20 protein-coding genes are annotated in these 22,040 nt (G+C 52.6%); 13 read left to right on the top strand and 7 right to left on the bottom strand.

Features of this window, described 5'->3' with window-relative positions; genetic code table 11:
- The first annotated feature begins 2 nt into the window (after positions 1-2).
- The 5 genes from ABF87_RS04520 (at position 3) to ABF87_RS04500 (ending at position 5,896) form a co-directional block, all read left to right on the top strand.
- Positions 3-1,019, top strand: a complete 1,017-nt coding sequence (locus ABF87_RS04520; protein ID WP_160827934.1) for a virulence RhuM family protein — start codon at positions 3-5, stop codon at positions 1,017-1,019.
- On the top strand, positions 1,016-2,131 hold the full coding sequence (locus tag ABF87_RS04515; RefSeq protein WP_160827933.1) for an AAA family ATPase: 1,116 nt from the start codon (positions 1,016-1,018) through the stop codon (positions 2,129-2,131). The genes ABF87_RS04520 and ABF87_RS04515 overlap by 4 nt, the downstream gene beginning before the upstream one ends.
- Positions 2,124-2,993 carry a DNA damage-inducible protein D gene (gene dinD, locus ABF87_RS04510; RefSeq protein ID WP_160827932.1) on the top strand — a complete coding sequence of 290 codons (870 nt, stop codon included), beginning with the start codon at positions 2,124-2,126 and terminating at the stop codon, positions 2,991-2,993. Before ABF87_RS04515 ends, dinD begins: the two co-directional genes overlap by 8 nt.
- Positions 2,990-4,597: a type I restriction-modification system subunit M gene (locus tag ABF87_RS04505; protein WP_160827931.1), complete on the top strand. Its 1,608-nt coding sequence runs from the start codon at positions 2,990-2,992 to the stop codon at positions 4,595-4,597. The genes dinD and ABF87_RS04505 overlap by 4 nt, the downstream gene beginning before the upstream one ends.
- 234 nt (positions 4,598-4,831) lie before the next feature.
- On the top strand, positions 4,832-5,896 hold the full coding sequence (locus tag ABF87_RS04500; RefSeq protein ID WP_160827930.1) for a PD40 domain-containing protein: 1,065 nt from the start codon (positions 4,832-4,834) through the stop codon (positions 5,894-5,896).
- Between the two features lie 110 nt (positions 5,897-6,006).
- Here ABF87_RS04500 and ABF87_RS04495 read toward each other — a convergent pair whose 3' ends face one another.
- Together ABF87_RS04495 and typA are read right to left on the bottom strand one after the other, a co-directional pair.
- Positions 6,007-7,284 carry a hypothetical protein gene (locus ABF87_RS04495; RefSeq protein ID WP_160827929.1) on the bottom strand — a complete coding sequence of 426 codons (1,278 nt, stop codon included), beginning with the start codon at positions 7,282-7,284 and terminating at the stop codon, positions 6,007-6,009.
- 237 nt (positions 7,285-7,521) lie between these two features.
- Positions 7,522-9,336, bottom strand: coding sequence for a translational GTPase TypA (gene typA / locus ABF87_RS04490; RefSeq protein WP_160827928.1), 1,815 nt, complete (start codon positions 9,334-9,336; stop codon positions 7,522-7,524).
- A gap of 161 nt (positions 9,337-9,497) precedes the next feature.
- On the opposite strand from typA, the gene ABF87_RS04485 reads away from it, so the two are divergent.
- A complete protein-coding gene (locus tag ABF87_RS04485) occupies positions 9,498-10,463 on the top strand; it encodes an ornithine cyclodeaminase family protein (RefSeq protein ID WP_160827927.1) in 966 nt (321 codons plus the stop codon).
- A gap of 138 nt (positions 10,464-10,601) precedes the next feature.
- Here ABF87_RS04485 and ABF87_RS15240 read toward each other — a convergent pair whose 3' ends face one another.
- Together ABF87_RS15240 and ABF87_RS04475 are read right to left on the bottom strand one after the other, a co-directional pair.
- Entirely contained in the window at positions 10,602-12,713 is a 2,112-nt protein-coding gene (locus ABF87_RS15240; protein ID WP_275689404.1) for a methyl-accepting chemotaxis protein, read from the bottom strand.
- 328 nt (positions 12,714-13,041) lie between these two features.
- Complete coding sequence (locus tag ABF87_RS04475) at positions 13,042-13,239, bottom strand: hypothetical protein (protein WP_160827926.1); 198 nt, start codon at positions 13,237-13,239, stop codon at positions 13,042-13,044.
- Between the two features lie 145 nt (positions 13,240-13,384).
- Between ABF87_RS04475 and cutA the strand changes: the two genes are divergently transcribed.
- From cutA to ABF87_RS04440, 7 genes are all read left to right on the top strand, one after another.
- Complete coding sequence (gene cutA, locus ABF87_RS04470) at positions 13,385-13,708, top strand: divalent-cation tolerance protein CutA (RefSeq protein ID WP_160827925.1); 324 nt, start codon at positions 13,385-13,387, stop codon at positions 13,706-13,708.
- 16 nt (positions 13,709-13,724) lie between these two features.
- Complete coding sequence (dsbD, locus tag ABF87_RS04465; RefSeq protein ID WP_160827924.1) at positions 13,725-15,668, top strand: protein-disulfide reductase DsbD; 1,944 nt, start codon at positions 13,725-13,727, stop codon at positions 15,666-15,668.
- A 151-nt stretch (positions 15,669-15,819) separates the two neighbouring features.
- Positions 15,820-16,407, top strand: a complete 588-nt coding sequence (locus ABF87_RS04460; RefSeq protein ID WP_160827923.1) for a TlpA disulfide reductase family protein — start codon at positions 15,820-15,822, stop codon at positions 16,405-16,407.
- Between the two features lie 81 nt (positions 16,408-16,488).
- Complete coding sequence (gene crcB, locus ABF87_RS04455) at positions 16,489-16,872, top strand: fluoride efflux transporter CrcB (RefSeq protein WP_160827989.1); 384 nt, start codon at positions 16,489-16,491, stop codon at positions 16,870-16,872.
- 16 nt (positions 16,873-16,888) lie between these two features.
- Entirely contained in the window at positions 16,889-17,218 is a 330-nt protein-coding gene (locus ABF87_RS04450) for a DUF190 domain-containing protein (RefSeq protein ID WP_160827922.1), read from the top strand.
- Positions 17,205-18,443, top strand: a complete 1,239-nt coding sequence (locus tag ABF87_RS04445) for an MFS transporter (protein ID WP_160827921.1) — start codon at positions 17,205-17,207, stop codon at positions 18,441-18,443. Before ABF87_RS04450 ends, ABF87_RS04445 begins: the two co-directional genes overlap by 14 nt.
- Before the next feature lie 276 nt (positions 18,444-18,719).
- Positions 18,720-19,199: a cytochrome c gene (locus ABF87_RS04440; RefSeq protein WP_160827920.1), complete on the top strand. Its 480-nt coding sequence runs from the start codon at positions 18,720-18,722 to the stop codon at positions 19,197-19,199.
- A gap of 24 nt (positions 19,200-19,223) precedes the next feature.
- On the opposite strand, the gene ABF87_RS04435 is transcribed toward ABF87_RS04440, so the two are convergent.
- From ABF87_RS04435 to ABF87_RS04425, 3 genes are all read right to left on the bottom strand, one after another.
- On the bottom strand, positions 19,224-20,018 hold the full coding sequence (locus ABF87_RS04435) for a class I SAM-dependent methyltransferase (RefSeq protein WP_160827919.1): 795 nt from the start codon (positions 20,016-20,018) through the stop codon (positions 19,224-19,226).
- Positions 20,019-20,083: 65 nt separating this feature from the next.
- Positions 20,084-21,115 (bottom strand): helix-turn-helix domain-containing protein, encoded by a 1,032-nt coding sequence (locus ABF87_RS04430; RefSeq protein ID WP_160827918.1) that lies wholly within the window; start codon positions 21,113-21,115, stop codon positions 20,084-20,086.
- A gap of 131 nt (positions 21,116-21,246) precedes the next feature.
- Positions 21,247-22,017, bottom strand: a complete 771-nt coding sequence (locus ABF87_RS04425) for an MBL fold metallo-hydrolase (protein WP_160827917.1) — start codon at positions 22,015-22,017, stop codon at positions 21,247-21,249.
- Positions 22,018-22,040: the final 23 nt, after the last annotated feature.

Genomic DNA, 22,040 nt, shown 5'->3' with positions numbered 1-22,040 from the left:
GCGTGACCCAGCTCATCCTCTACACCAGCGAAGACGGCCAAGCCCAGGTGCAACTGCGCGCCGAGCAAGGAACAGTCTGGCTGAGCCAGTTAGAAATGGCGGAGCTGTTCAACGCTACCAAGCAGAACATCTCGCTGCATTTGAAGAACATTTTTGAAGATGGCGAGCTCGACTCCGCTGCAACTGTCAAGGAATCCTTGACAGTTCAAACCGAGGGTAGCCGTGAGGTACGTCGCCCCGTCACACTCTACAACCTGGATGCCATTCTGGCCGTGGGCTTCCGGGTGCGCTCACCACGCGGGGTGCAATTCCGCCGCTGGGCCAGCACGGTGCTGGCGGAATATCTGCGCAAGGGCTTCGTCATGGACGACGAGCGGCTGAAGAACCCCGATGGCCGCCCGGACTATTTCGATGAGATGCTGGCACGCATCCGCGATATTCGCGCCTCGGAAAAGCGTTTCTATCAAAAAGTGCGCGACCTGTTCGCGCTGGCAGCCGATTACGACAAGACCGATCAGGCCACCCAGCAGTTTTTCGCCTCGGCACAAAACCTGTTGCTGTATGCGGTGACGCAAAAGACCGCCGCCGAGATCATCCTCGCTCGCGCCAACCCCGCCGATGACCATTTTGGTTTGCTCACCTGGAAAGGGTCCCAAGTGCGCAAGCGGGATATTCTGATTGCCAAGAATTACCTAAGCGAAGACGAAATCGACACGCTGAACCGCCTGGTGGTGATCTTTCTGGAAACCGCCGAACTGCGCGCTAAACGCCAAACCATTACCAGCATGGCTTTCTGGCGCGACAACGTCGGGCAGATCATTACCGCCAACGGTTTTCCCTTGCTGGCCGGTGCCGGTTCAGTCAGCCATGCCAGTATGGAGCAACAGATTACCTCGCAGTTTATGGACTACGACCAGCGCCGCAAAGCCGAGGAAGCACAAGCCGCCGATGCACAGGACGAAGCCGAGCTGAAAGCGCTGGAAAACAAGATCAAGCACCGCAAGGCGGCAGACGCATGACGGCCGCTGATCCCCACTTTATCGATCTATCCCGGTTGGCCACGCATCTGCGCGAAAAGCTGGCAGAGAAGAAATACATTTTGCTATTCGCCTACAACGGCACGGGCAAGACCCGTCTGTCTATGGAATTCAAAAACCTGGGCAAGAACGGTGATGCGCGGGATACGCTGTACTTCAACGCCTTTACTGAAGACCTGTTTTACTGGGATAACGACCTGGAGAATGATGAGCGGCGGGTGTTGCGCTTGAACCGCGATTCGCGTTTCTTTGGTGGGCTGCAAGAATTGGAAATGGAAAACCGGATCGGCCCGTTGCTGGAGCGCTATGCGGACTTCAATTTTTTCATCGATTACGCCGATTGGCAAATTACTTTCTTCCGCGACCGGGATGCAAACGGCGAGCCGGTCGCGATCAAGGTATCGCGCGGCGAAGAGAATATCTTTGTTTGGTGTTTCTTTCTCGCGGTGGCTCAACTGGCGATAGACGAGCAAGAGGCCTATGCGTGGGTCAAATACATTTATGTCGATGATCCCATCTCATCGCTGGACGACAATAATGCCATTGCAGTGGCTTGTCATCTGGCAAACCTGCTGCAAGACTTGAACGGGAAAATCAAGGCTGTCATTTCAACCCACCATGCGCTGTTTTTCAATGTGATGTGGAATACGCTGAATGAGCGGGGAAAGAATAATCCGCTGCAGCCATATTTCCTCGGCTGCGATAAAGGTTCTGGCAGTTATACACTACGTTACACCAGTGAAACCCCGTTTTTTCATCATGTTGCTTTGCTCAAGCAATTAATTGAGGCAGTAGAGACAGACCAGCTCTATACCTATCACTTCAATATCCTGCGCAGCATCTTGGAAAAGACGGCCACATTTCACGGCTTCCCCAATTTTTCCGCTTGCATCAAGCAGGACGATGAAGACGGCATCCTACATGCGCGTTTGATTAACGTGTTAAGCCACGGCAACTATTCGCTGTTTGAGCCTCGCGAGATGTTGGAGGAGAACAAGCGGCATTTCAAAAAAATATTGAGCGACTTTATGGCGAACTATCGGTTCAACCCTGAACTGTTCCCGGAATTGATTGAAGAGGCTACACATGGATAAGCAACTGCAAATTTTGCACTATCATCTTGAGGCTGCGGCACAGCGCGCCGATGCTGATGGTATCGAGTTCTGGTTTGCGCGCGATTTACAGGAGCAACTGGGTTACGTTCGCTGGGAAAATTTCCAGACCGCTATCAATCGCGCAATGGAATCGTGCGAGGCTTCTGGTCATGCGGTTTCTGATCATTTTCGTGGCGTCACGAAAATGATTGAATTGGGTAAGGGTGGGATGCGTGAGATTGATGATTTTATGCTTACGCGTTATGCCTGTTATCTAATTGCGCAGAATGGCGACCCGCGCAAACCCGAGATTGCGTTTGCACAAAGCTATTTTGCGGTGCAGACCCGCAAGCAGGAGTTAATTGAAGACCGCATGCAACTCCAAGCGCGGATGGAAGCCCGCGACCGGCTGAGGGAATCGGAAAAGTCACTGTCGCAAAATATCTTCGAGCGAGGGGTGGACGATGACGGTTTTGGCCGCATTCGCTCAAAAGGCGATCACGCCTTGTTTGGGGGACACACCACGCAGGCCATGAAAGACAAATACGGCATTGTGAAAAGCCGTCCGTTGGCGGATTTTTTGCCCACCCTGACGATTGCCGCCAAAAATCTTGCAACCGAGATGACTAATCACAATGTGGCGCAGACCAATTTGCAAGGCGAGCGGGCCATTACCGATGAGCATGTGCAAAACAACGTGAGTGTGCGTGAGATGCTTGGACAGCGCGGCATTAAACCGGAAAGCCTACCTGCCGAAGAGGATTTAAAAAAGCTGGAGCGGCGGGTGAAATCTGAAGAAAAGAAGCTGGCAAAAACGACCAAAACCTTGCCGCCGACCAGCAAGGAAAAAGGGAATCTATGACTAAAGAAGAACTGAACCAACTCGGCAAAACGCTTTGGGATATTGCCGACCAGTTGCGCGGCGCGATGAATGCCGACGACTTTCGCGACTATATGCTGTCGTTCCTGTTCTTGCGTTATCTTTCGGACAACTACGAGACAGCGGCGAAGAAGGAGCTGGGTAATGATTACCCAACCTCTGGAGAGGGCGACAAACGCGCACCGCTGGCCATCTGGTACGAAGAGAACGCCGCAGATACCGCAGACTTCGAAAAACAGATGCGCATCAAGGTGCATTATGTGATCGAACCGCAGTACCTCTGGAGCAGCGTCGCCGAAATGGCACGCACGCAGCATGCTGATCTGCTGGATACGCTGTGGAAAGGCTTCAAGTACATCGAAGAAAAATCCTTTGAAAGCACCTTTCAAGGCCTGTTTTCCGAGATTAATTTGCATTCCGAGAAGTTGGGCAAGAAACCCTCGGAACGCAACGCCAAGCTTTGCGCCATCATCCAGAAGATTGCCGAGGGTATTTCAAAATTCAGCACCGACATGGATATTCTGGGCGATGCCTATGAATACCTGATCGGCGAATTCGCCGCCGGTTCCGGCAAAAAGGCGGGTGAGTTTTATACGCCGCAACAGATTTCCACCATCCTTTCTGAAATTGTCACACTGGACAGCCAGGAACCTAAAACGGGCAAAAAGCAAAAGCTGAGCAAGGTGCTGGATTTTGCCTGCGGCTCCGGCTCATTGCTGCTGAATGTGCGCAAGCAGCTCGGGCCCCACGGCATCGGCAAAATCTACGGTCAGGAGAAGAACATTACCACTTACAACTTGGCGCGCATGAATATGCTGCTGCATGGGGTGAAGGATACCGAATTCGAGATACACCACGGCGATTCGTTGCTCAACGACTGGGATATTCTCAACGAGATGAATCCGGCCAAAAAGCTGCAATTCGATGCCGTGGTGGCTAATCCGCCGTTCAGTTATCGGTGGGAGCCGAACGAAACCCTGAGTGAAGACTTCCGCTTCAAGAACTATGGCCTTGCCCCAAAATCCGCCGCCGACTTTGCCTTTCTGCTGCACGGCTTTCACTTTCTGAGTGACAGCGGTGTGATGGCGATCATTCTGCCCCATGGCGTGCTGTTCCGTGGCGGCGCGGAAGAACGCATCCGCACCAAGTTGTTGAAAGACGGCCATATCGACACCGTGATCGGCTTGCCTGCCAATCTGTTTTTCTCCACCGGTATACCGGTCTGTATATTGGTCCTGAAGCGTTGCAAAAAACCGGATGACGTGTTGTTCATCAACGCCAGCGAATATTTCGAAAAAGGCAAACGCCAAAACCGCTTGCTGCCGGAGCACATCGACAAAATCGTCGAAACCTACCAATACCGCAAGGAAGAGCTCCGCTACTCGCGCCGGGTGTCGATGGAGGAAATCGAGAAAAACGACTATAACCTCAATATCTCGCGTTATGTGAGCACTGCAACGGCAGAGGAAAAAATTGATTTGCAGGCTGTCAACGCCGAGTTGGTTAAGTGTGAGGAAAAAATTGTCGAGAATACCGGTAAGCATAACCAGTTTCTCAAGGAGCTGGGCTTACCACCTTTGCCTTGATTAGTTGGTACGCTTTCCCATTAATCTTTGTTGTTTGTAAACCAGGCCGCAGCCTTTGCCAATATGTTACGCTCCATCTCCACATGCTTGAGCTTCTTGCGTTTTGAAGAGAAGAGCTGAATTTTACAACCCATAACAATTCTTTACATCACTAGCGATAAATTGAATTGTGATACAAGATAGATCAGCCTATTCTTACAGGAGCCAGAGTAACTCAAAAAGCGAGGTTAATAAATGAAAGAGAAATTTTTTTCCGTGTCGCTGCTGTTCTTTTTGACACCCAGTATTTCCCACGCCATGCCCGGCATGCACGATTTCAGCAGCGGAGCGGCTACGGAGCATCCGCGGGTTTCCAACAGCATCGGCGGGAAAATCAATACGTCAGGGTCGGAGATGGAAATTACCCATAGCGCCGACGGCAAGACGGCGATTTTTGTGTCGACGCGGGAGGGGAGTGTTCAGTCGCCCGGGGGGAACTACAGTTTCGATATCTGGATGTCGCGTCTGGCCGATGGTGAGTGGCAGGAGCCGGTTCATTTGGGGCCGGGAATCGATCCCAAGGTCGGGCCGAACATCAATACTTCGGCGTGGGATCTGGAGCCAAGTTTTTCCGATGATGGCAACGTGATTTATTTCACCCGCTACGAGCCGGGCAATATGTTATCCGGCGATCTGTACGTGGTGCAGAAAATCGATGGCGTGTGGCAAGCGGCCAGAAACTGGAACGACGTACCGGAGCTGCCGAGCATCAATACGCCGACTGGCGAGGAGCATTGCCCGATCATCGCATCCGATAGTCTGATTTATTTCAGTTATCACCAACCGGGCGTAACACAGGACAGCGACATCTGGAAAGTCGAGAAAAAGGATGGTGTATGGCAAAAGCCGGTCAGCCTGGGACCGAAGATCAATTCACCGCAGCGCGATCACATGCACTGGACTGGGTTGTCGAAAGACGGCAAGAGTCTGATCATCACCAGCATGCGCACCGATCTGGGTTCGCGCGGCGGGCATGACGAATGGATTGCGCAGCAGAATGCCGAGGGCGAATGGCAGCAGCCGGTGAATCTCGGCGATGCGATCAATACTGGCGGCGAGGATATGTGCTGGACGTTCACGCCGGACGGCAAGAAATTTACCGGCAGTTGGGGGCCGCACGGCTCGTATGATATGGATCTGCGCTCAATCAACAAGGATGACGTGCCGCTGCTCAAACAATTCGAGCCGATCGGTCCACCGCCCAATCTGCTGAGCAGTAAGAACGCGAAATCTGAAGCCCATGCATCGGAACGAAAATAAAGTATCGAAGTAGCTGTATTGAAGCCGCAGCTAAATTGCAGTTCTGATAAAAATTTGAGTTAATGCCGCCGGGTGAAAACCGGCGGCATTATGTTGCGAACGTGCGTGTGCTATGGTTTGAGTTTCAACATCATGGGTTGAAAGCGCCGCAGCGTACCTGGGGCGATCAGATCTTTGATTTCCAACGATTTAACCGCTGAAGACGGTGCGCAGTTGGCGGTTTCTACCAATTTGACGACCAGCGGATTGAAGTCTACCTCGACGCTGGTATAACTGCCGGCATCATCGCCATCGCGATCGCCGCGGAAGGTGAATAATTTGACCGGACCGTTGGGCCCGCTGCCTTGAGGATCATCGTTGTGATCGGTATCGATATAGTGCGCTGAGCTTTCCGTGCCGCTTTCGATCCTATCGATGCGCCAACCCGATGGCGCATTGTAGTACGGTTCGATGCGTTCTCCTTCCGCAGTCGTCCAATCGCTGCGCGTCTCCTGAGCTTTCATCCACAGATGCAAGTTGACCCGGGTATCTTCTTTGACCCAGCGCGCTGTGGCCCATACTTCGGGTCCATGACCGGAATATTCGCGATCACCGCGAGTATGCGGCGGTGTGAACGAGAAATTCGTGCTGCGTGTATAAGTTTCCGTTTTTTCACGGCAGATCGGTGTAGCGGGCTGAATGACCGCAATACTGGAAATCGGCCGGTTTTCCCATTCCAGCGTCAGGCGGTCGCTACTACTGGACAGCGGCACACCATTGGCACCGAGATTCAGCGTCATGTGATAGTGCGTAAGCCGGTCCAGTTTGGATGACACGTCGGTCGTGCCGGATTTGCTGTGCAGCGAGACTTTGATCGGCGTGGTATCAAAATCGTAACCAAAGAATTCGAGTTTGTTGCGGCGGCTGGAGTCCAGCGCCATGTCGACTGCGGCAGGAACGACGTGGCACAAGGCGGGTTCAACCGCGGGTACCGACTGATGCAGCAGGCGCGCGCGTATCCTGACCAGGGCTTGGCGCACGCGCGAACCGATGAAGTCGACATTGCAGCGCAATTCCGTGCCAGTTGCGGCTACGCTGCGGTTAAGCAAATCCGAAACTTCATTGCGCACGGTGGATTGGGCATCGGCAGTCAATTTCTGGGTGGTTTGCTGTAGCACTGCCTGCCATGACGATGAATTTTGATCCAACGCATCGATCGCGTCATTCAAGGCAGCGACGGTATTGCCGGTCACGTCGCTGACGGTATCGGTGACCTTATCGATTTTATCGCCGATGCTGCAGCCGGAAATGATCACCGGAATGCAGACGATTGCGGCCCAGATAAACCGTCTTGAGGTTTTAAAGGGTGGTTGAACAGATCTTGAGGGAAATGATGTGATTGTTTTCATGCTGTCGATCTCCTTATTGTATTGGGAAAAACGCGCATTCGTGCTGCTGGGTGCAGAAATGAAAGGTATTTCTGTATCGACTATAAAATAAAGTCTGATAGTTCGTCAAACTGGCGGCTTGTCGGTGATGTGGCGGTAGCTTAAGGAATGCTGAGAAGAAGGTGGAGAGAGTTTCGTGAAATGCAGCGGGTAAAAAGGATATTTACCCGCTGCAATCAAACGAATGATACTGAGTGGTTAGGCCGCGACGCGCGATGCGCGTTTGCGCTCGTGTTCGAGCAGGAAGCGCTTGCGGATGCGGATCGTCTTGGGCGTGATTTCGACCAATTCGTCATCGGCGATGAATTCAATCGCGGATTCCAGCGTGAGCTGTATCGGTGGCGTCAATGTCACTGCTTCATCGGTGCCGGAAGCGCGGATATTGGTCAACTGCTTGCCTTTGATCGGGTTGACGACCAAATCATTATCGCGGCTGTGAATTCCGATCACCATGCCCTCGTACAATCGATCGCCGGGACTGACGAACATGCGGCCGCGGTCTTGCAGTTTCCATAACGCATAGGCGACCGCTTCGCCGTGTTCCGACGAAATCAGCACGCCATTGCGGCGCGGTGGAATTTCCGGACGCATCGGCGCAAATTCATCGAATACATGGCTCATCAGACCGGTGCCGCGGGTCATGGTCATGAATTCGGATTGAAAACCGATCAAGCCGCGTGCCGGGATGCGGTAATCGAGCCGCACCCGCCCTTTGGCGTCCGACACCATGTCTTGCAAGTCGCCACGGCGTGCGCCCAGGGCTTCCATGACCGCGCCTTGATTGGCTTCGTCGACGTCGACCGTGAGCATTTCGAACGGCTCGCATTTGACGCCATCGATTTCGCGGATCACGACATGCGGGCGCGATACGGCCAGTTCGTAGCCTTCGCGGCGCATGTTTTCCAGCAAAATGGTCAGATGCAATTCGCCGCGCCCGGAGATCAAAAATGAATCCGTTTCGGAGGTTTCATCCAGCCGCATGGCGACATTGGTCAACAGCTCCTTTTCCAGGCGCTCACGCAACTGGCGGCTGGTGACGAACTTGCCTTCCTGGCCGGCAAAAGGCGATGTGTTCACCTGAAAGGTCATGGTCAGAGTGGGTTCATCCACTGCGAGCACCGGCAACGCTTCAGGCTTGTCGACATCGGCCAGCGTGGTGCCGATGCTGAGTTCTTCGATGCCGTTGATCAGTACGATATCCCCTGCCAGCGCTTCCTTCATCTGTAGCCGTTCCAATCCTTGGAAGCCGAGCACTTGATTGACTTTGGCTTTTTTCGGCGGTTTGTCGCCCATCATCACCATGACTTCCTGGTTAGGCCTCAACTTGCCGCGATGGATCCGGCCTATGCCGATGCGGCCGACGAAACTGGAATAATCCAGCGCGCTGATTTGCAGTTGCAGCGGTTCATCGGGATTACCGGTGGGCGCGGGCACGTGTTTAAGAATGGTGTCGAACAGCGGACGCATATCCGGGCTCGGTTTTTCCTGATCGAGAGTGGCAAAGCCATTCAATGCGGAGGCGTACACGACCGGAAAATCCAATTGCTCATCGTTGGCGCCGAGCTTATCGAACAGATCGAAGGTCTGATCGACCACCCAACTGGCACGGGCACCAGGACGGTCAATTTTGTTGATCACGACGATTGGCCGCAAACCGAGGGCAAGCGCTTTCTTGGTGACAAACCGGGTTTGGGGCATCGGACCTTCGACCGCATCAACCAGCAATAACACCCCGTCGACCATCGACAATACGCGTTCGACTTCACCGCCAAAATCGGCATGTCCGGGTGTGTCGACGATGTTGATGTGTATGCCTTCATAATCGATCGCGCAATTCTTGGCCAGAATGGTGATGCCGCGTTCGCGTTCAATATCGTTGGAATCCATCACACGTTCGGAAATTTGCTGATGTGCGGCAAAGGTGCCCGCTTGATGCAGCAATTTGTCAACCATCGTGGTTTTGCCATGGTCAACGTGAGCGATAATGGCGATATTGCGGATTGGACGAGACATGATAATTCCTCAAAAAAATAAGCTGTTAGTTGGTACGGTGTGGGGGGTCGGGTATTATAGCAGTTGATCTTGATGATTCCTATGATCAATTTTGATTACTGCACAAAGGCAATGAAATTGCGGTAAAGTTCAAACAGACCCATCACCACAGGAAACGCAGGATGCAAACCTCGCCGTCGATTCGCTACCTTTCCAGGGATGTGCTGCAATCGCTGTCATTGACGCCACAGGATGTGGTTGCCAGCATCGAGCATTTATTGCTGGGCCGCAGGCAGTACGTGTGGAATGCTCCCAAAGCGGTGATTACGCCACCCGATGGCCGCTATATGATGGCTACCCTGGCGGCTGCCGATGATCCACCGTATCTTGCCGTCAAAGCGTTGGTGCTGAATCCGGATAATCCTAATCATGGATTGGAAAGCATCAATGCGTTGGTGACCCTGCTCGATAGCCGTAGCGGATTACCGCTCGCGATACTCGACGGCAACTGGGTGACCGCCATGCGTACTGCCGGTTTGAGTGCGGTGGCTGCCAAACGGCTTGCTCGACCAGACGCGTCAAGCATTGCTTTCATCGGTTGCGGTGTCCAGGCCCGCAGTCATTTGCAGGCTTTTTCAGCGTTGTTTCCGCTCAGGGAAGTACGGGTATTTGGACGGGGAGCGGCCAGCCGCGACGCATTTTGCCATGAGGTGGAAAGCATGGGATTGCCGGTCACTACGCCGCACACTGCGCAAGAAACGATCCAACAGGTTGATTTGATCGTTACGTCGGTGACATTATCGCCCCAACTGCAACCATTTCTGGATGCGCGTTGGCTGAAACCGGGCGCATTCGTGACCATGACGGATCTGGCTGCGCCATGGCTGGCTGAGAGTATGTCGGCATTGGATCGTATCATCGTTGATGATGTGGAACAGGAAGCCAGTATGGCAAAGCCGCTGGTCGATCCGAAACTGATCGCGGGAGATTTGACCGGTTTGGTGACTGGAACCGTGCCCGGTCGCAGCACTGCCGAAGAGCGCATGGCTTTTGCTTTTCGGGGATTGGCGCTGGGTGATCTGGCGGTTGCGGGCTTGGCGTATCAGCGCGCCTGTGCTTGCTCGCAGGGCACGCTGATGGATGGTTAGGGAAGCGCTGATTGACTGCAAAGCGAATTGCTTCGTTGCGCGTTACTCTCTTTCTCGCCTATTTTTTGCATGGGTCTCGGTTGTTGTTCCGTGCAGCTTCCGTTTCATTTCATTCGCCGCCGAATGAATTAGCGTTCCTTAAAATTCTTCCCAATCATCGCCACCACCGCCTGCTGCCATTTTGCGCGGTTGAGTTGAGGCTGTTTCAGTCTTCATTTCGGCTGCTTGCGCCGCATGCCTTGTTGCTGGGCCACGGTTGGGCAATTTGGCTACGGCAGCCGGACGACGGTTTCGCTTGACTGCCATCGTTGGCTCCGAGTGGGTACCCGATAGTTTGAAGGTATTGATCGCTTGCGTTAATGCTTGTGCTTGTTCTTGCATCGATTCCGCCGCGGCCGTCGCTTCTTCCACCAATGCTGCATTTTGCTGCGTGACTTCATCCATTTGGGTTACGGCTTGATTGACTTGTTCGATGCCCGAGCTTTGTTCCTGCGATGCGGCTGAGATTTCACTCATGATATCGGTCACGCGTTTTACGGCAGTGACGATTTCATCCATCGTGGCGCCTGCTTCATCAACCAGGTGCGTGCCATTTTCCACTTTAGACACAGAATCACTGATCAGTTCTTTGATCTCTTTAGCGGCTGCTGCGGAGCGTTGCGCCAGCGTGCGTACTTCTGTCGCTACCACCGCAAATCCACGGCCCTGCTCACCGGCACGCGCTGCTTCGACGGCGGCATTGAGCGCCAGGATATTGGTCTGGAAGGCAATGCCATCGATGACACTGATGATCTCGACAATTTTTTTCGAACTTTCGTTGATCGAATTCATCGTTTGCACCACTTGCCCGACGACGGTACCGCCTTTCATCGCGACTTCGGTAGCGCCGGCCGCCAGTTGATTGGCTTGGCGCGCATTGTCGGCATTCTGCTTGACGGTGGAGGTCAATTCTTCCATTGATGAAGCCGTTTCTTCCAAGTTAGAGGCTTGCTCTTCGGTGCGCTGACTGAGATCCGAGTTACCGGATGCAATTTCACCCGAAGCCGTAGTGATTTGATCCGCTCCCGCGCGTATTTTGCCGATCAGATCTATAAGGTTGGTCTCCATCGTTTGTAACGCCTGCAGTAGTCGGCCGGTTTCATTCGTTGAAGTTACTTCAATCCGGTGGGTGAGGTCGCCGTTGGCTATGGCATTGGCGATATTGATGGCTTCTTGCACCCGACGGGTGATGCCGCGTACGATAAAGATTGCAAACATGATCGTGACGATGAGGGTAGCCATCAGGATACCTATCGCGAAATATAGCGTCTGTTGCAGATGTTCTTGCCGCAATTGAAGTGTTTTTACCAGATAGTCGGCGGCAAGAAAATTATAATCATAGATCGCATCGATCGTGCGGGTATACTCTGCAAAATAATCTGCTGAGGGCATTTTTGGTTCTTTTGCTTGTAGCAATTCCTGATTCGTCATATGCAGTGTTTTATCAATCATCGCCTTGACTTCATTGCCTTTTGACCCAAGCTCGGCTTTCATGTCGGCATCGGATTGCATGGCTCTCTCGACATTGCGCATGAAATCGGAAAAGAACAGATTGACATTGCTGAACATCCCCGCCAATTTAGTATGGCCTTCAACATCAATTTTTCCCGCAGCCAGAAGCGATGTGCCGGCTGCCCGCATTTGACCGATATTTTCCGCTAACCTTGGCGCGTTATACATGGTTGCATTCATCAGGAAATACGTATGCTTCACAGGATCAAGCAACAAATCGGCTTCGATGAGGATTTCTTCGCTGAAGAGCATCAGTTCTTGAACTATTTTGGTATGTTGTGCGGTGCTTTCAGGTGCTTTGAGCTGACGCGCCATGATCGCTCTTTGAATGTCGAGAATGCGCTGCTTTTGATTTGACCAAACTGAAACGTTTTGAGCCGATATGTTGGCTTCCTTGAGCTTGACATCGACGACCTCGACGGCTTTGTTCAATTCGCGCTGGGTTTCGGATATGCGGTTGGCGAGCGCATCATTTCCGTTCAAAAATGCAGCCGAGAGGCCGCGATGTTGTTGAACATATTGCACGGCTTTTTGTAATGCAATGATAGGCCCCGTACCGGCTGCTTCGCGCTTGGTGATATCGAGATCGTGGATCACCGTGTTGACGTAAAGCGTCATCGGCACAGCCGCTATAATCAGTAAAGAAACCGTCAGAATAGTCAGTTTATGGGACATATTCATTTGATTTAGCAGCGTCATGGCAATTACTCCGTGGTTGATGATTCGTAGGAATTTTCATACGGAAAATAACACCGACTCTTTAGAACTTTCTTTGTGAGTATTGATGCGGGGAAAAGCGCTGAGAAGCAATACCAAAAAATGCTAAAAACTCTTTAATGTAGTGGTTTCATGCATTTAAGAAAACGTCAAATCCTGCTGCGGTTGCCAAGCTGGTGCGCTTGTTTGGAAATAGGCTCGAAATACTCATTTATTCCACATAAGCTGAGCTTTCTCACCCAATTACAGGTTGCCTACCCGGCGCGTGTTACATTGACAAGAATTCCGCTGATAGGAAGCTTTTGAAGTGTTATTTGCTATTGCTGTCCGCTCCCGACATCAGAAACTTGACGAGCAACGCAAAAATGAAGGGAATGGTGCTGAGCCCGGTGACCATATAATGCTCAGCGGTAAATTGATCGCCTTCATCCATGATGATATAGCCAAAAAAAATCGTGATGGGTGTGATGATCGATAATGCGATGACCAGATTGAAGAGTCCTTTCATGTGCTCAATTCCTTTCAGTAACATTGTTGTGAAGTATATGCCTATTGGCCTGAGATGCCCAGTTGGCAACGTTCGTTATTTCATTTTTCCACTGAGCCGATTAGCAAGGTAAAATCTGCAATTGTAGATCTATGAGCAGTTTTTTATGGAACCCGTACTTATCATCAGCAATTTTCCGAATAAAAAATCCGCTTTGTTATGTGCCGAGGCGTTGATCGATCAGCGTGCGGCTGCTTGTGTGAATGTCCTGAGTCCGTGCGCGTCGGTGTATCGCTGGCAAGGAAAGATCGAATCGGCGGATGAGATACCTGTGTTGATCAAAACCGAACGACAGCATTATGACAAGGTTGAACAGTTGATCAAGATGATGCATCCTTATGAACTTCCGGAAGTAATTCTGGTTCCTATAAATAATGGCTTACCTGCTTATTTGCAGTGGATAGCCACAGAAACCTCCGCTACTGATTAAATATTACTGTATACCGATGCGATTATTCCATTTTTTGTTACTGTTGGCCTGTTTGACCGGAACGCACGCGTCTGCGCAGGAAACAGGGTCTTTCAACCTGTTTTCAAAATTGCAGGGTCTGGGTATCAACCTGGGTCAAACCAATCCACAAGAGCTATTGCCGCCGGATGAGGCTTTCAAAATATCGGTCGAAGTTCGCGATGGCACTACTTTGATTGCCCATTTGACGCCGGCAAAGGATTACTATCTGTACCGCGGCAAGATCGCGTTTGAACCGAAACAGGAGGGCATGACCGTTCAGAATGTTGCCTTACCGCCCGGTAAGATGAAAGACGATATGACGTTCGGTCAGACCGAAGTTTATTACAGTCCGGTTCAGGCCGTGATTTCTCTGAAGCGCGACGATCCAGGCACGGAGCAACCGGTTACGCTGACTGCAACTTATCAAGGGTGTAATGAGCCGGTGGGCGTATGCTATGCACCGATTCATAAAGTCGTTGAATTGACCTTGCCGGCTGTGAAGGCCGCCATTGGAGCAGTTGCTGAAACTGTGAGCAGCAAAGCCGCTGCGGCTGGGATTGATGCTACGGCTGAGCTGTTTCAGATACCCTCGAAGGCACCCGCGATTGAAACGGAAGCATACAAAATCGACCAGATGTTTCAAACTGGGGATTTCTGGCTGATCCTGACCGGCTTTTTCGGTATCGGCCTGTTGCTGGCGTTTACGCCCTGCGTGTTTCCGATGTTTCCGATTTTATCCGGCATCATTGCCAATCGCGGCAAGCATGTGACCAAGCGTCATGGATTCATTCTGGCATTGACCTATGTCCTCGGCATGGCGATTACCTATGCCATTGCGGGCATTGCTGCTGGTTTGTCGGGGTCGATGTTGTCCGCTGCACTGCAGAACGCCTGGGTACTGGGAACATTTGCGCTGATTTTCGTATTGCTGTCGTTTTCGATGTTTGGTTTTTACGAATTGCAATTGCCGGGTTCACTGCAAACCAAGTTATCCGAGGAAGCCGGGCAGTTGAAAGGTGGCCAGTTGACCGGTGTGTTCGGCATGGGCGCTTTGTCGGCGCTGATCGTCGGCCCGTGCGTCGCAGCCCCGCTGGCCGGAGCATTGTTGTATATCAGCCAGACCGGCGATGTCGTTCTCGGCGGCTCGGCATTGTTCATGATGGCGCTTGGCATGGGCGTGCCGTTATTGCTGCTGGGCGCCTCGGCGGGAGCATTATTGCCAAGAGCCGGTGCGTGGATGGAATCGATCAAGCGGTTTTTTGGCGTGCTGTTGCTGGGGGTCGCGATCTGGTTGATTTCTCCGGTGATCAACGATGTGATGCATATGCTGCTATGGGCGGCGTTGCTGATTATTTCAGCGATTTATCTGCATGCCATTGATCCCTTGCCTGAAAGAGCTTCCGGATTGCAAAAGTTTCTCAAAGGCGTCGGCGTCATTGCCTTGTTGCTCGGCGTTGCTTTATTGATCGGTGTGTTGTCGGGTAGCCGTGATATGCTGCAACCCCTGTCAAAACTGGGTGTGACCACGGCGAGCACGACCAGTATCGACATGAATGGCGCTGCGACTGGAAGTTATCAGAATTTGCCGTTTCAGCGGGTAAAAACGGTGGCGGAATTGGATGACTATATCCGCCAATCCCAGGATAAATACATCATGGTGAAGTTTTATGCCGATTGGTGTGTTTCCTGCAAAGAAATGGAGCGTTTTACGTTATCCGATACGCAAGTGCAGTCGCGCTTGCAGGATGTCGTTCTGCTGCAGATTGATGTGACCGATGGCACGCCGGATGATGCGGCGCTGCTCAAACGTTTCAAGTTGTTCGGACCTCCAGGGATCCTGTTTATCGATCGCCAAGGTAATGATGTTCCTGACATCAAGATCATCGGCTTTCTGAATAAGAAGGATTTTCTGACGGTACTGAATGCCGTATTGATCTGAGGTATATCCCACACACGCGGTTGCAAGCGTTCCATCCCATTAATTCCAAGTATGCGCGAATGCAGAGGATTGTTTCGAATGGTCATGTTCCGATGACCTGAGCAATGATCTGCGGTAAAAAAGCGCATTTTCAATTCTGAAGGATACATTGATGTCAATAATGAAGCAGATTGTGTTGTATTCAGCGGTGGCGGCAGTGTCACTGGCTGCGGGTATCTGGGTGCGGTCGCATTTCAGCGCTGTTCCGCAGATTCCCTTGACGAACGAGATCAGCCAGCAGGGTGCGCAAGCCATTCTTGCGGCCAGTTTGCCGGATATGCAAGGACAGGATCAAGCGGTGTCGCAATGGCTCGGAAAGGTGATGGTGGTCAATTTCTGGGCAACCTGGTGCATTCCATGCCAGGAAGAAATCCCGGAGTTCATTGAAACTCAGGAGAAATTCCGCGAACAGGGTTTAGTGTTTGTCGGTATTGCACTCGATCAAGCAGAGAAAGTCAAAGCGTTCAGCGAGGAGTTCGGCATCAATTATCCGGTACTGGTCGGCAGCATGAGTGCCTGGTCATTGGTCGAGGCTGCCGGCAACAAAATGTCGGTGCTGCCGTATACGGTGGTCATCAATCGTTCCGGCGAGATTGTCGAAACCTACTTGGGGCTTGTCAATCAGGGCAAACTCGAAAAGGCTGTGATTCCGTTGTTGAAACAAAATCCTAACGCTGAGTCGTCAACTCAAACCCAATGATGTAGCGATCATGTCGTCATGCTGCGCTGGGTGTGAACGAGTGATGACACATGGCAAACTCAATTGACTGAGGTTCCATTTATTTTCAATTCGCTTTTAGCCATTTGTTTAGGTGCTTCTCTCGGCGCGGTGCTGCGCTGGCTGTTAGGGATATCGCTCAACGCGTTGTTTCCAGCCATTCCACTGGGTACATTGGCGGCGAATCTTATCGGCGGCTACCTGATCGGTGTAGCGCTTGCCATCTTTGCCAATCATTCCGGGCTTGGGCCCGAATGGCGCTTATTTGTCATTACCGGTTTTTTGGGCGGATTGACCACATTTTCTACGTTTTCCGCCGAAGTCACGGTGCTGATCCAGGAAGGGCGCATATTGTGGGCGACCGGTGCAATCAGCGCGCATGTGATCGGTTCTTTAGTAATGACGATGCTGGGATTGGCGACTGTTTCCGCGTTCAAAGCCGTCTGATTCCAAGGAGAATGCCATGAAAGGTTATCAATTGACTTTCTTTACCCAGCAAGACCGCCAGCATAGTCACCAGCCGCTCGGAGAGTGGTTACTGCAAGCGGCCATGAAGCTGGGAATTGGCGGCGCAACGCTGATGGTTGCGGCTGAGGGCTTCGGACGCGATCGCAGGCTGCATGCCGCGCACTTCTTTGAACTGACTGATCAGCCGGTCGAAGTGACGATGGCTGTCAGCGAACAACAGGCGGAGTGCATGTTTCAGCATCTGCAGCAGGAAGGTGTGGAAGTGTTTTACGTCAAAACGCCGATCGAGTTCGGCATGACCGGAGAAACCGATGCCGGAGAATGATCTCCAGCCTTCCGATGCGAAAGGTTGGTTTAACCGCACGGTTGCAGGCGCAGGCATTACCAGCGCATTGGGCGATTTCTGCTACGAAACGACGACAGTGATTTTGCCGGGTTTTCTCGCGGTTCTCGGCATTCCGGCGGCGATGCTGGGCTTTATCGAAGGCGTTGCCGATGCAGTGGCGAGTTTTACCAAAATGGTATCGGGCTACATCGCTGATAAGCTGGGACACCGCAAGCTGCTGGTGCTGGTAGGGTACGGACTGACGCCGGTCGGCCAGATATTGATCGCATTGTCCTCTGGCTGGGTGCTCATTCTGCTCGGGCGGGTGGTGTCGTGGTTTGGCAAGGGCTTACGCGGCCCATTGCGCGACGCCATCGTGATTCAAGCGGTAAGCCCGGCTACGCGCGGACGCGCCTTCGGCTTTCATCGCGCGGCGGATACGATAGGCGCGGTGCTCGGTCCTTTGCTGGGCGTGGCGTTGCTGGGACTGGCGCAAGACTGGCACTGGGAAGACACTGCCGGACCGTTTCGTTTCGTATTGTGGCTGTCGGTCATTCCCGGTGTGCTGGCGGTGCTGGCTTTTCTGTGGCTGGTCAAAGATCCGCAACATTCACCGAATCCGGCGCTGAAATTTTTCGACACATTGCGCGGATTGCCGGTACGGTTCAAACGGTATCTGGGTGCAGTGGGCATCTTTGGCATCGGTGATTTTTCCCATGCGCTGCTGATCCTGGCGGCCACCACGCTGCTCACCCCGTCGATGGGCGTAGTGCAGGCGGCGCAAGTGGCGGGATTGTTGTATGTATGGCGCAACGCCGTGCAGGTTGTGGTTTCCTGGCCGGTGGGGTGGCTGGCCGACCGTATTGGCCATTTGCCCATCCTTGTAGCCGGCTATTTCCTGGGAGCCGTCACTGCAGTGTCGACTGCGCTGGCATTCTGGTTCGCGGTTGACAGCATCGAAGTGCTGGCCGGTATTTTCTTTATCGCCGGTTTGTACGTGGCCGTGCAAGAAGCCCTGGAATCCACCGTGACTGCGGATATCGTTCGGGCAGAAACCATGACGATGAGCATCGGTGCGTTGGGTACCGTCAACGGCACGACCAAGTTCTTGTCGAGCGCAGCCGTCGGGGTGATTTGGACGATGGTTTCTCCGGAATTGGCCTTTGCCCTGGCTGCCGGATTCATGCTGGCTGGTACATTGCTGATATTGCGAGTGCGCGGCTGATGGATCGCTTGACGCTTGAGCGGCGACAGGTCTGGATTTATCTCATCGCGATCATGGCCGGCTTGATATCAGGTGGCGCTTGGCCTGGGATCAAACCATATTTGGAAACCTTGTTGTGGTCGGTACTGGCTGTGCTGCTGTACGCCACTTTCGTGCAAGTGCCGCTGCTGCATGTTCGTAACGCATTTCGCGATCGGCGCCGAATTCAAACCTGTTGCAGAATAACGCATCTGGCTGCTACAGTCAGACCTCGATTTCACTATCAAGGAGCGTCACGTGCGGAAAATTCGAAGAATCATCGTTTGTTTGTTAATTTCTACGTCAGCCGTCGCTGCAGACGCAGACAATCGGCAAACCCTCATACTTTCCGAAGCGCAGCGCGATCATGTGCTTGAGGAAATGCGCGCGTTGTTGTCGGGCACGCGAAATATCCTGATGGCGCTCTCAACCGATGACATGGCATCGGTTGCCCAGTCTGCCCGCCCCCTGGGCTTAGGCATGGCGCATAAAGCCGAGGATCATTTCAAGAGTGTGCTACCCAAAGAATTCATGCAACTGGGCATGTCCTTGCATCAGGATTTCGATCAAATTGCCGCAGATGCGGAATCCAGAAAAGACCCCAAGCTCACACTGCGGCAGTTGAGCGACGCCATGAGCAAATGCGTGGCCTGTCATGATACCTATCGAATCGGCACTACACCGTCATCCGAACAGCCTGCGCAAGCGCAGAAACACGAACACCACCATCATCATTAACACCGGGCAAGGCGAATAGCGACCTCAAGGTTTTTCCGCTTCGAACAGGATGGCCTGCATCGGGTAGCGCATCGGGCTCGAGCCGTATTCCCTTTTGAACGCTTCGGCCAATGCAGTGACGATTTCTTCCGGGTCAACACCGCCGCGATCTCTGATCTCAAACAGCACGGGCGAGTACACCAATGCGCGCGCAAAGGCTGATACGTCGAAAATGTCATACTCATGGCGGTGAACCGAGATCACGATGGGGTCAAAGCCGATGGTTAACAACTGCTCCTTGAGTGGATCGATTTGGTGGCAGGAAACGGGATCAAACAGAAACCGGGGTGTATCCGACGGAAAGAATTGCTTCAATACCTCAAAGCTCAGACTGGCGAACGGATTATAACGTTCCGAATCCCAGACGCGGAACAGGTAGCGGCTTTTGCGCTTCAGCACCCGGTACACTTCGCGGAATGCCGTTTCCTGATCGAAAAACATGATGCCAAACTGGCAAACTACCGCGTCGAACGCTTCGTTGTCGAACGGCAATGCGGTGGCATCGGCATTCTGGAACGTGACCTGTTCACCGGGGAGAAATTTCGTGCGCGCAAGATCCATCATCGAGTCGCTGATGTCGACCGCGGTCAGGCGGGCGTCTTTGCCCAACAGGTTACGTAAATGCCGGGTAACGATGCCGGTGCCGGCAGCGATTTCCAGCACATCGCCGGGTGACTGCTCTGCAACACGTCGCGCGGTATCGCATCCATAATGTTCAAACAGCACCGGTCCCAGATCGCGATCGTAGGGAATGACGACTTCGTCAACATAACCAACCATAAATAGTGCTCCAAAAATGAAATTGAAAAAATAAGAAAGTTTGATCGCTTATTTCAAGATATTCGTCAAGCGCCGCCAGTACGTCCATCAGGAGAGATACTGGACGGATATGAATCATCAGACACGGGAGCTACGGCTGCTGGTGGCTGTTTACCCTGAAAGGTTTTGCGCCATTCACCCGGCGTGACATCGAAGCGTTGTTTGAAATGCTGCCGCAGCGACGTGGCAGACTGGAAACCGGCCTGCGCTGCGATGGCATCGATCGACAGGGAAGTGGATTCGAGCAGTTCCTGGCTGCGATGCAAACGTTCCGCTATCAGCCATTCTCCCACCGACATTCCCGTGGCCTTGTAAAACTGTCGCGTGAACGTACGGCGACTCATTTTGCTGTACTGTGCCAGCTCGTCCAGGGCGTGCGGTTGATTCAAGTGATTTCGCAAGTAATCCAGCAACGTGTTGATCCGGGTGTCCTGCGTTGAAATGGGAACGGGGCGTTCGATGAATTGCGCCTGACCACCGTCTCGGTAAGGCGGAATCACCATGCGCCGGGCCAGTTTGTTGGCGATCACACTGCCGTAACGCTGCCGCACCAGATACAAACAACAGTCGATACCGGCGGCAGTTCCAGCGGAGGTAATCAAGCGGTCATCGTCGACATACAATGCGTTGCTGTCCAGTTTCACATCGGGAAAGCGGCGCATGAAATCCTGCTCGAATTCCCAGTGCGTCGAAGCCTTGCGGTTCTTTAGCAACCCGGCATGTGCCAGCACATACGTGCCCAGGCACAATCCGACGATCTGGCTGCCGCGCGCATAAGCCGTCGCCAAGGCATCGAGCAAGGACTGCTCGGGCCTTTCGGCTGGATCGCGCCAGGAGGGCACGATGATGATATCGGCGTGCGCCAATTCGTCCGCGTCGAGCGTCGATTCAACCGTCAATCCTTCGCCGGAGCGCAGTTTGCCGGATTCATATCCATAGATTCTGAGATCGAATAATTTCCGGTCGTGCAGCAGATCGCCAAAAATGATGCACGGTACCGACAAGTGAAAAGGACTGAAATGGTTGAAAGCAATCACTGCGACTAACGGAGTGGACATAATGAAATCCCGTGAAAGAGTCGGTTTTTTTACGTTCAATGATGATCGCATGGCAATGCTCGTGAACAATCAGACAATATTTCAAGTTGAACGATCTGGCAACATAGATTCACGCTGGCTTCAGTCTTGACTCAAAAAGTATAGGACTCGCCGTCTTCGGGGACCAATACTCGCTGCGTCATGGCCTTCTCGCGCAAAAACTCGTGCAGTTCCTTTCGGGTGAGGGTAGCGTGATTCACCGCTTCCATGTGGCTGGCGATGACCGTCGCTTCAGGTACGGCTTTGTAAACTTCGTAAATATCCTGCTTGCCCATGATGATCGATTCGTTGCCGATGACCTGAGCATCGCAGCTATTCAGCACGACGATATCCGGGTGGTATTTGTTCAGGCTATCCTCGACCGCTTGGCACCAGACAGTGTCTCCGGCGATATAGAATGTTTTTTCATCCGGATGTTTGAACACGACACCACTGACTTCTCCAAGCAATGCTTTCATGTCCTCCAGCACCTTGGGTCTGCCATGCTGGCCCGGCGTTTTGATCAGCGTTATGCCTTCATAATCGGTATTTTCATCCAGTAACCGAACGTTATTAAACCCTGCTGACCTTACCGCCTGCGCATCTTTTTCGTGCTGCACAAAAAACGGTATGTCCTTGCGGATAGCCTGCCGGGCTGTATCGTCCCAGTGATCCGGATGGTCGTGCGTCAGAATGACTGCATCCACATCGACGATTTCGCTGACTGGGATCGGCAGTTCGGCCGTCGGATTGCGGATGTGATCGTTGATCGTACCGCCGAATCCTGGTATCGCCCCTTTTCCTGCTAACCAGGGGTCGATCAGGAATTTCTTGCCGGCATAATTGATTTTCAACGTTGCGTTGCGGATTTGTCTGAATTGCATGTGATAGCCCTCTTTTCAATATC

The sequence above is a fragment of the Nitrosomonas sp. JL21 genome (assembly GCF_009833095.1).
In the GTDB taxonomy this organism is placed as follows: Bacteria; Pseudomonadota; Gammaproteobacteria; order Burkholderiales; family Nitrosomonadaceae; genus Nitrosomonas.
Note: the sequence above shows the minus strand (reverse complement) of the source record. Positions and strands in the feature narration are given on the sequence as shown.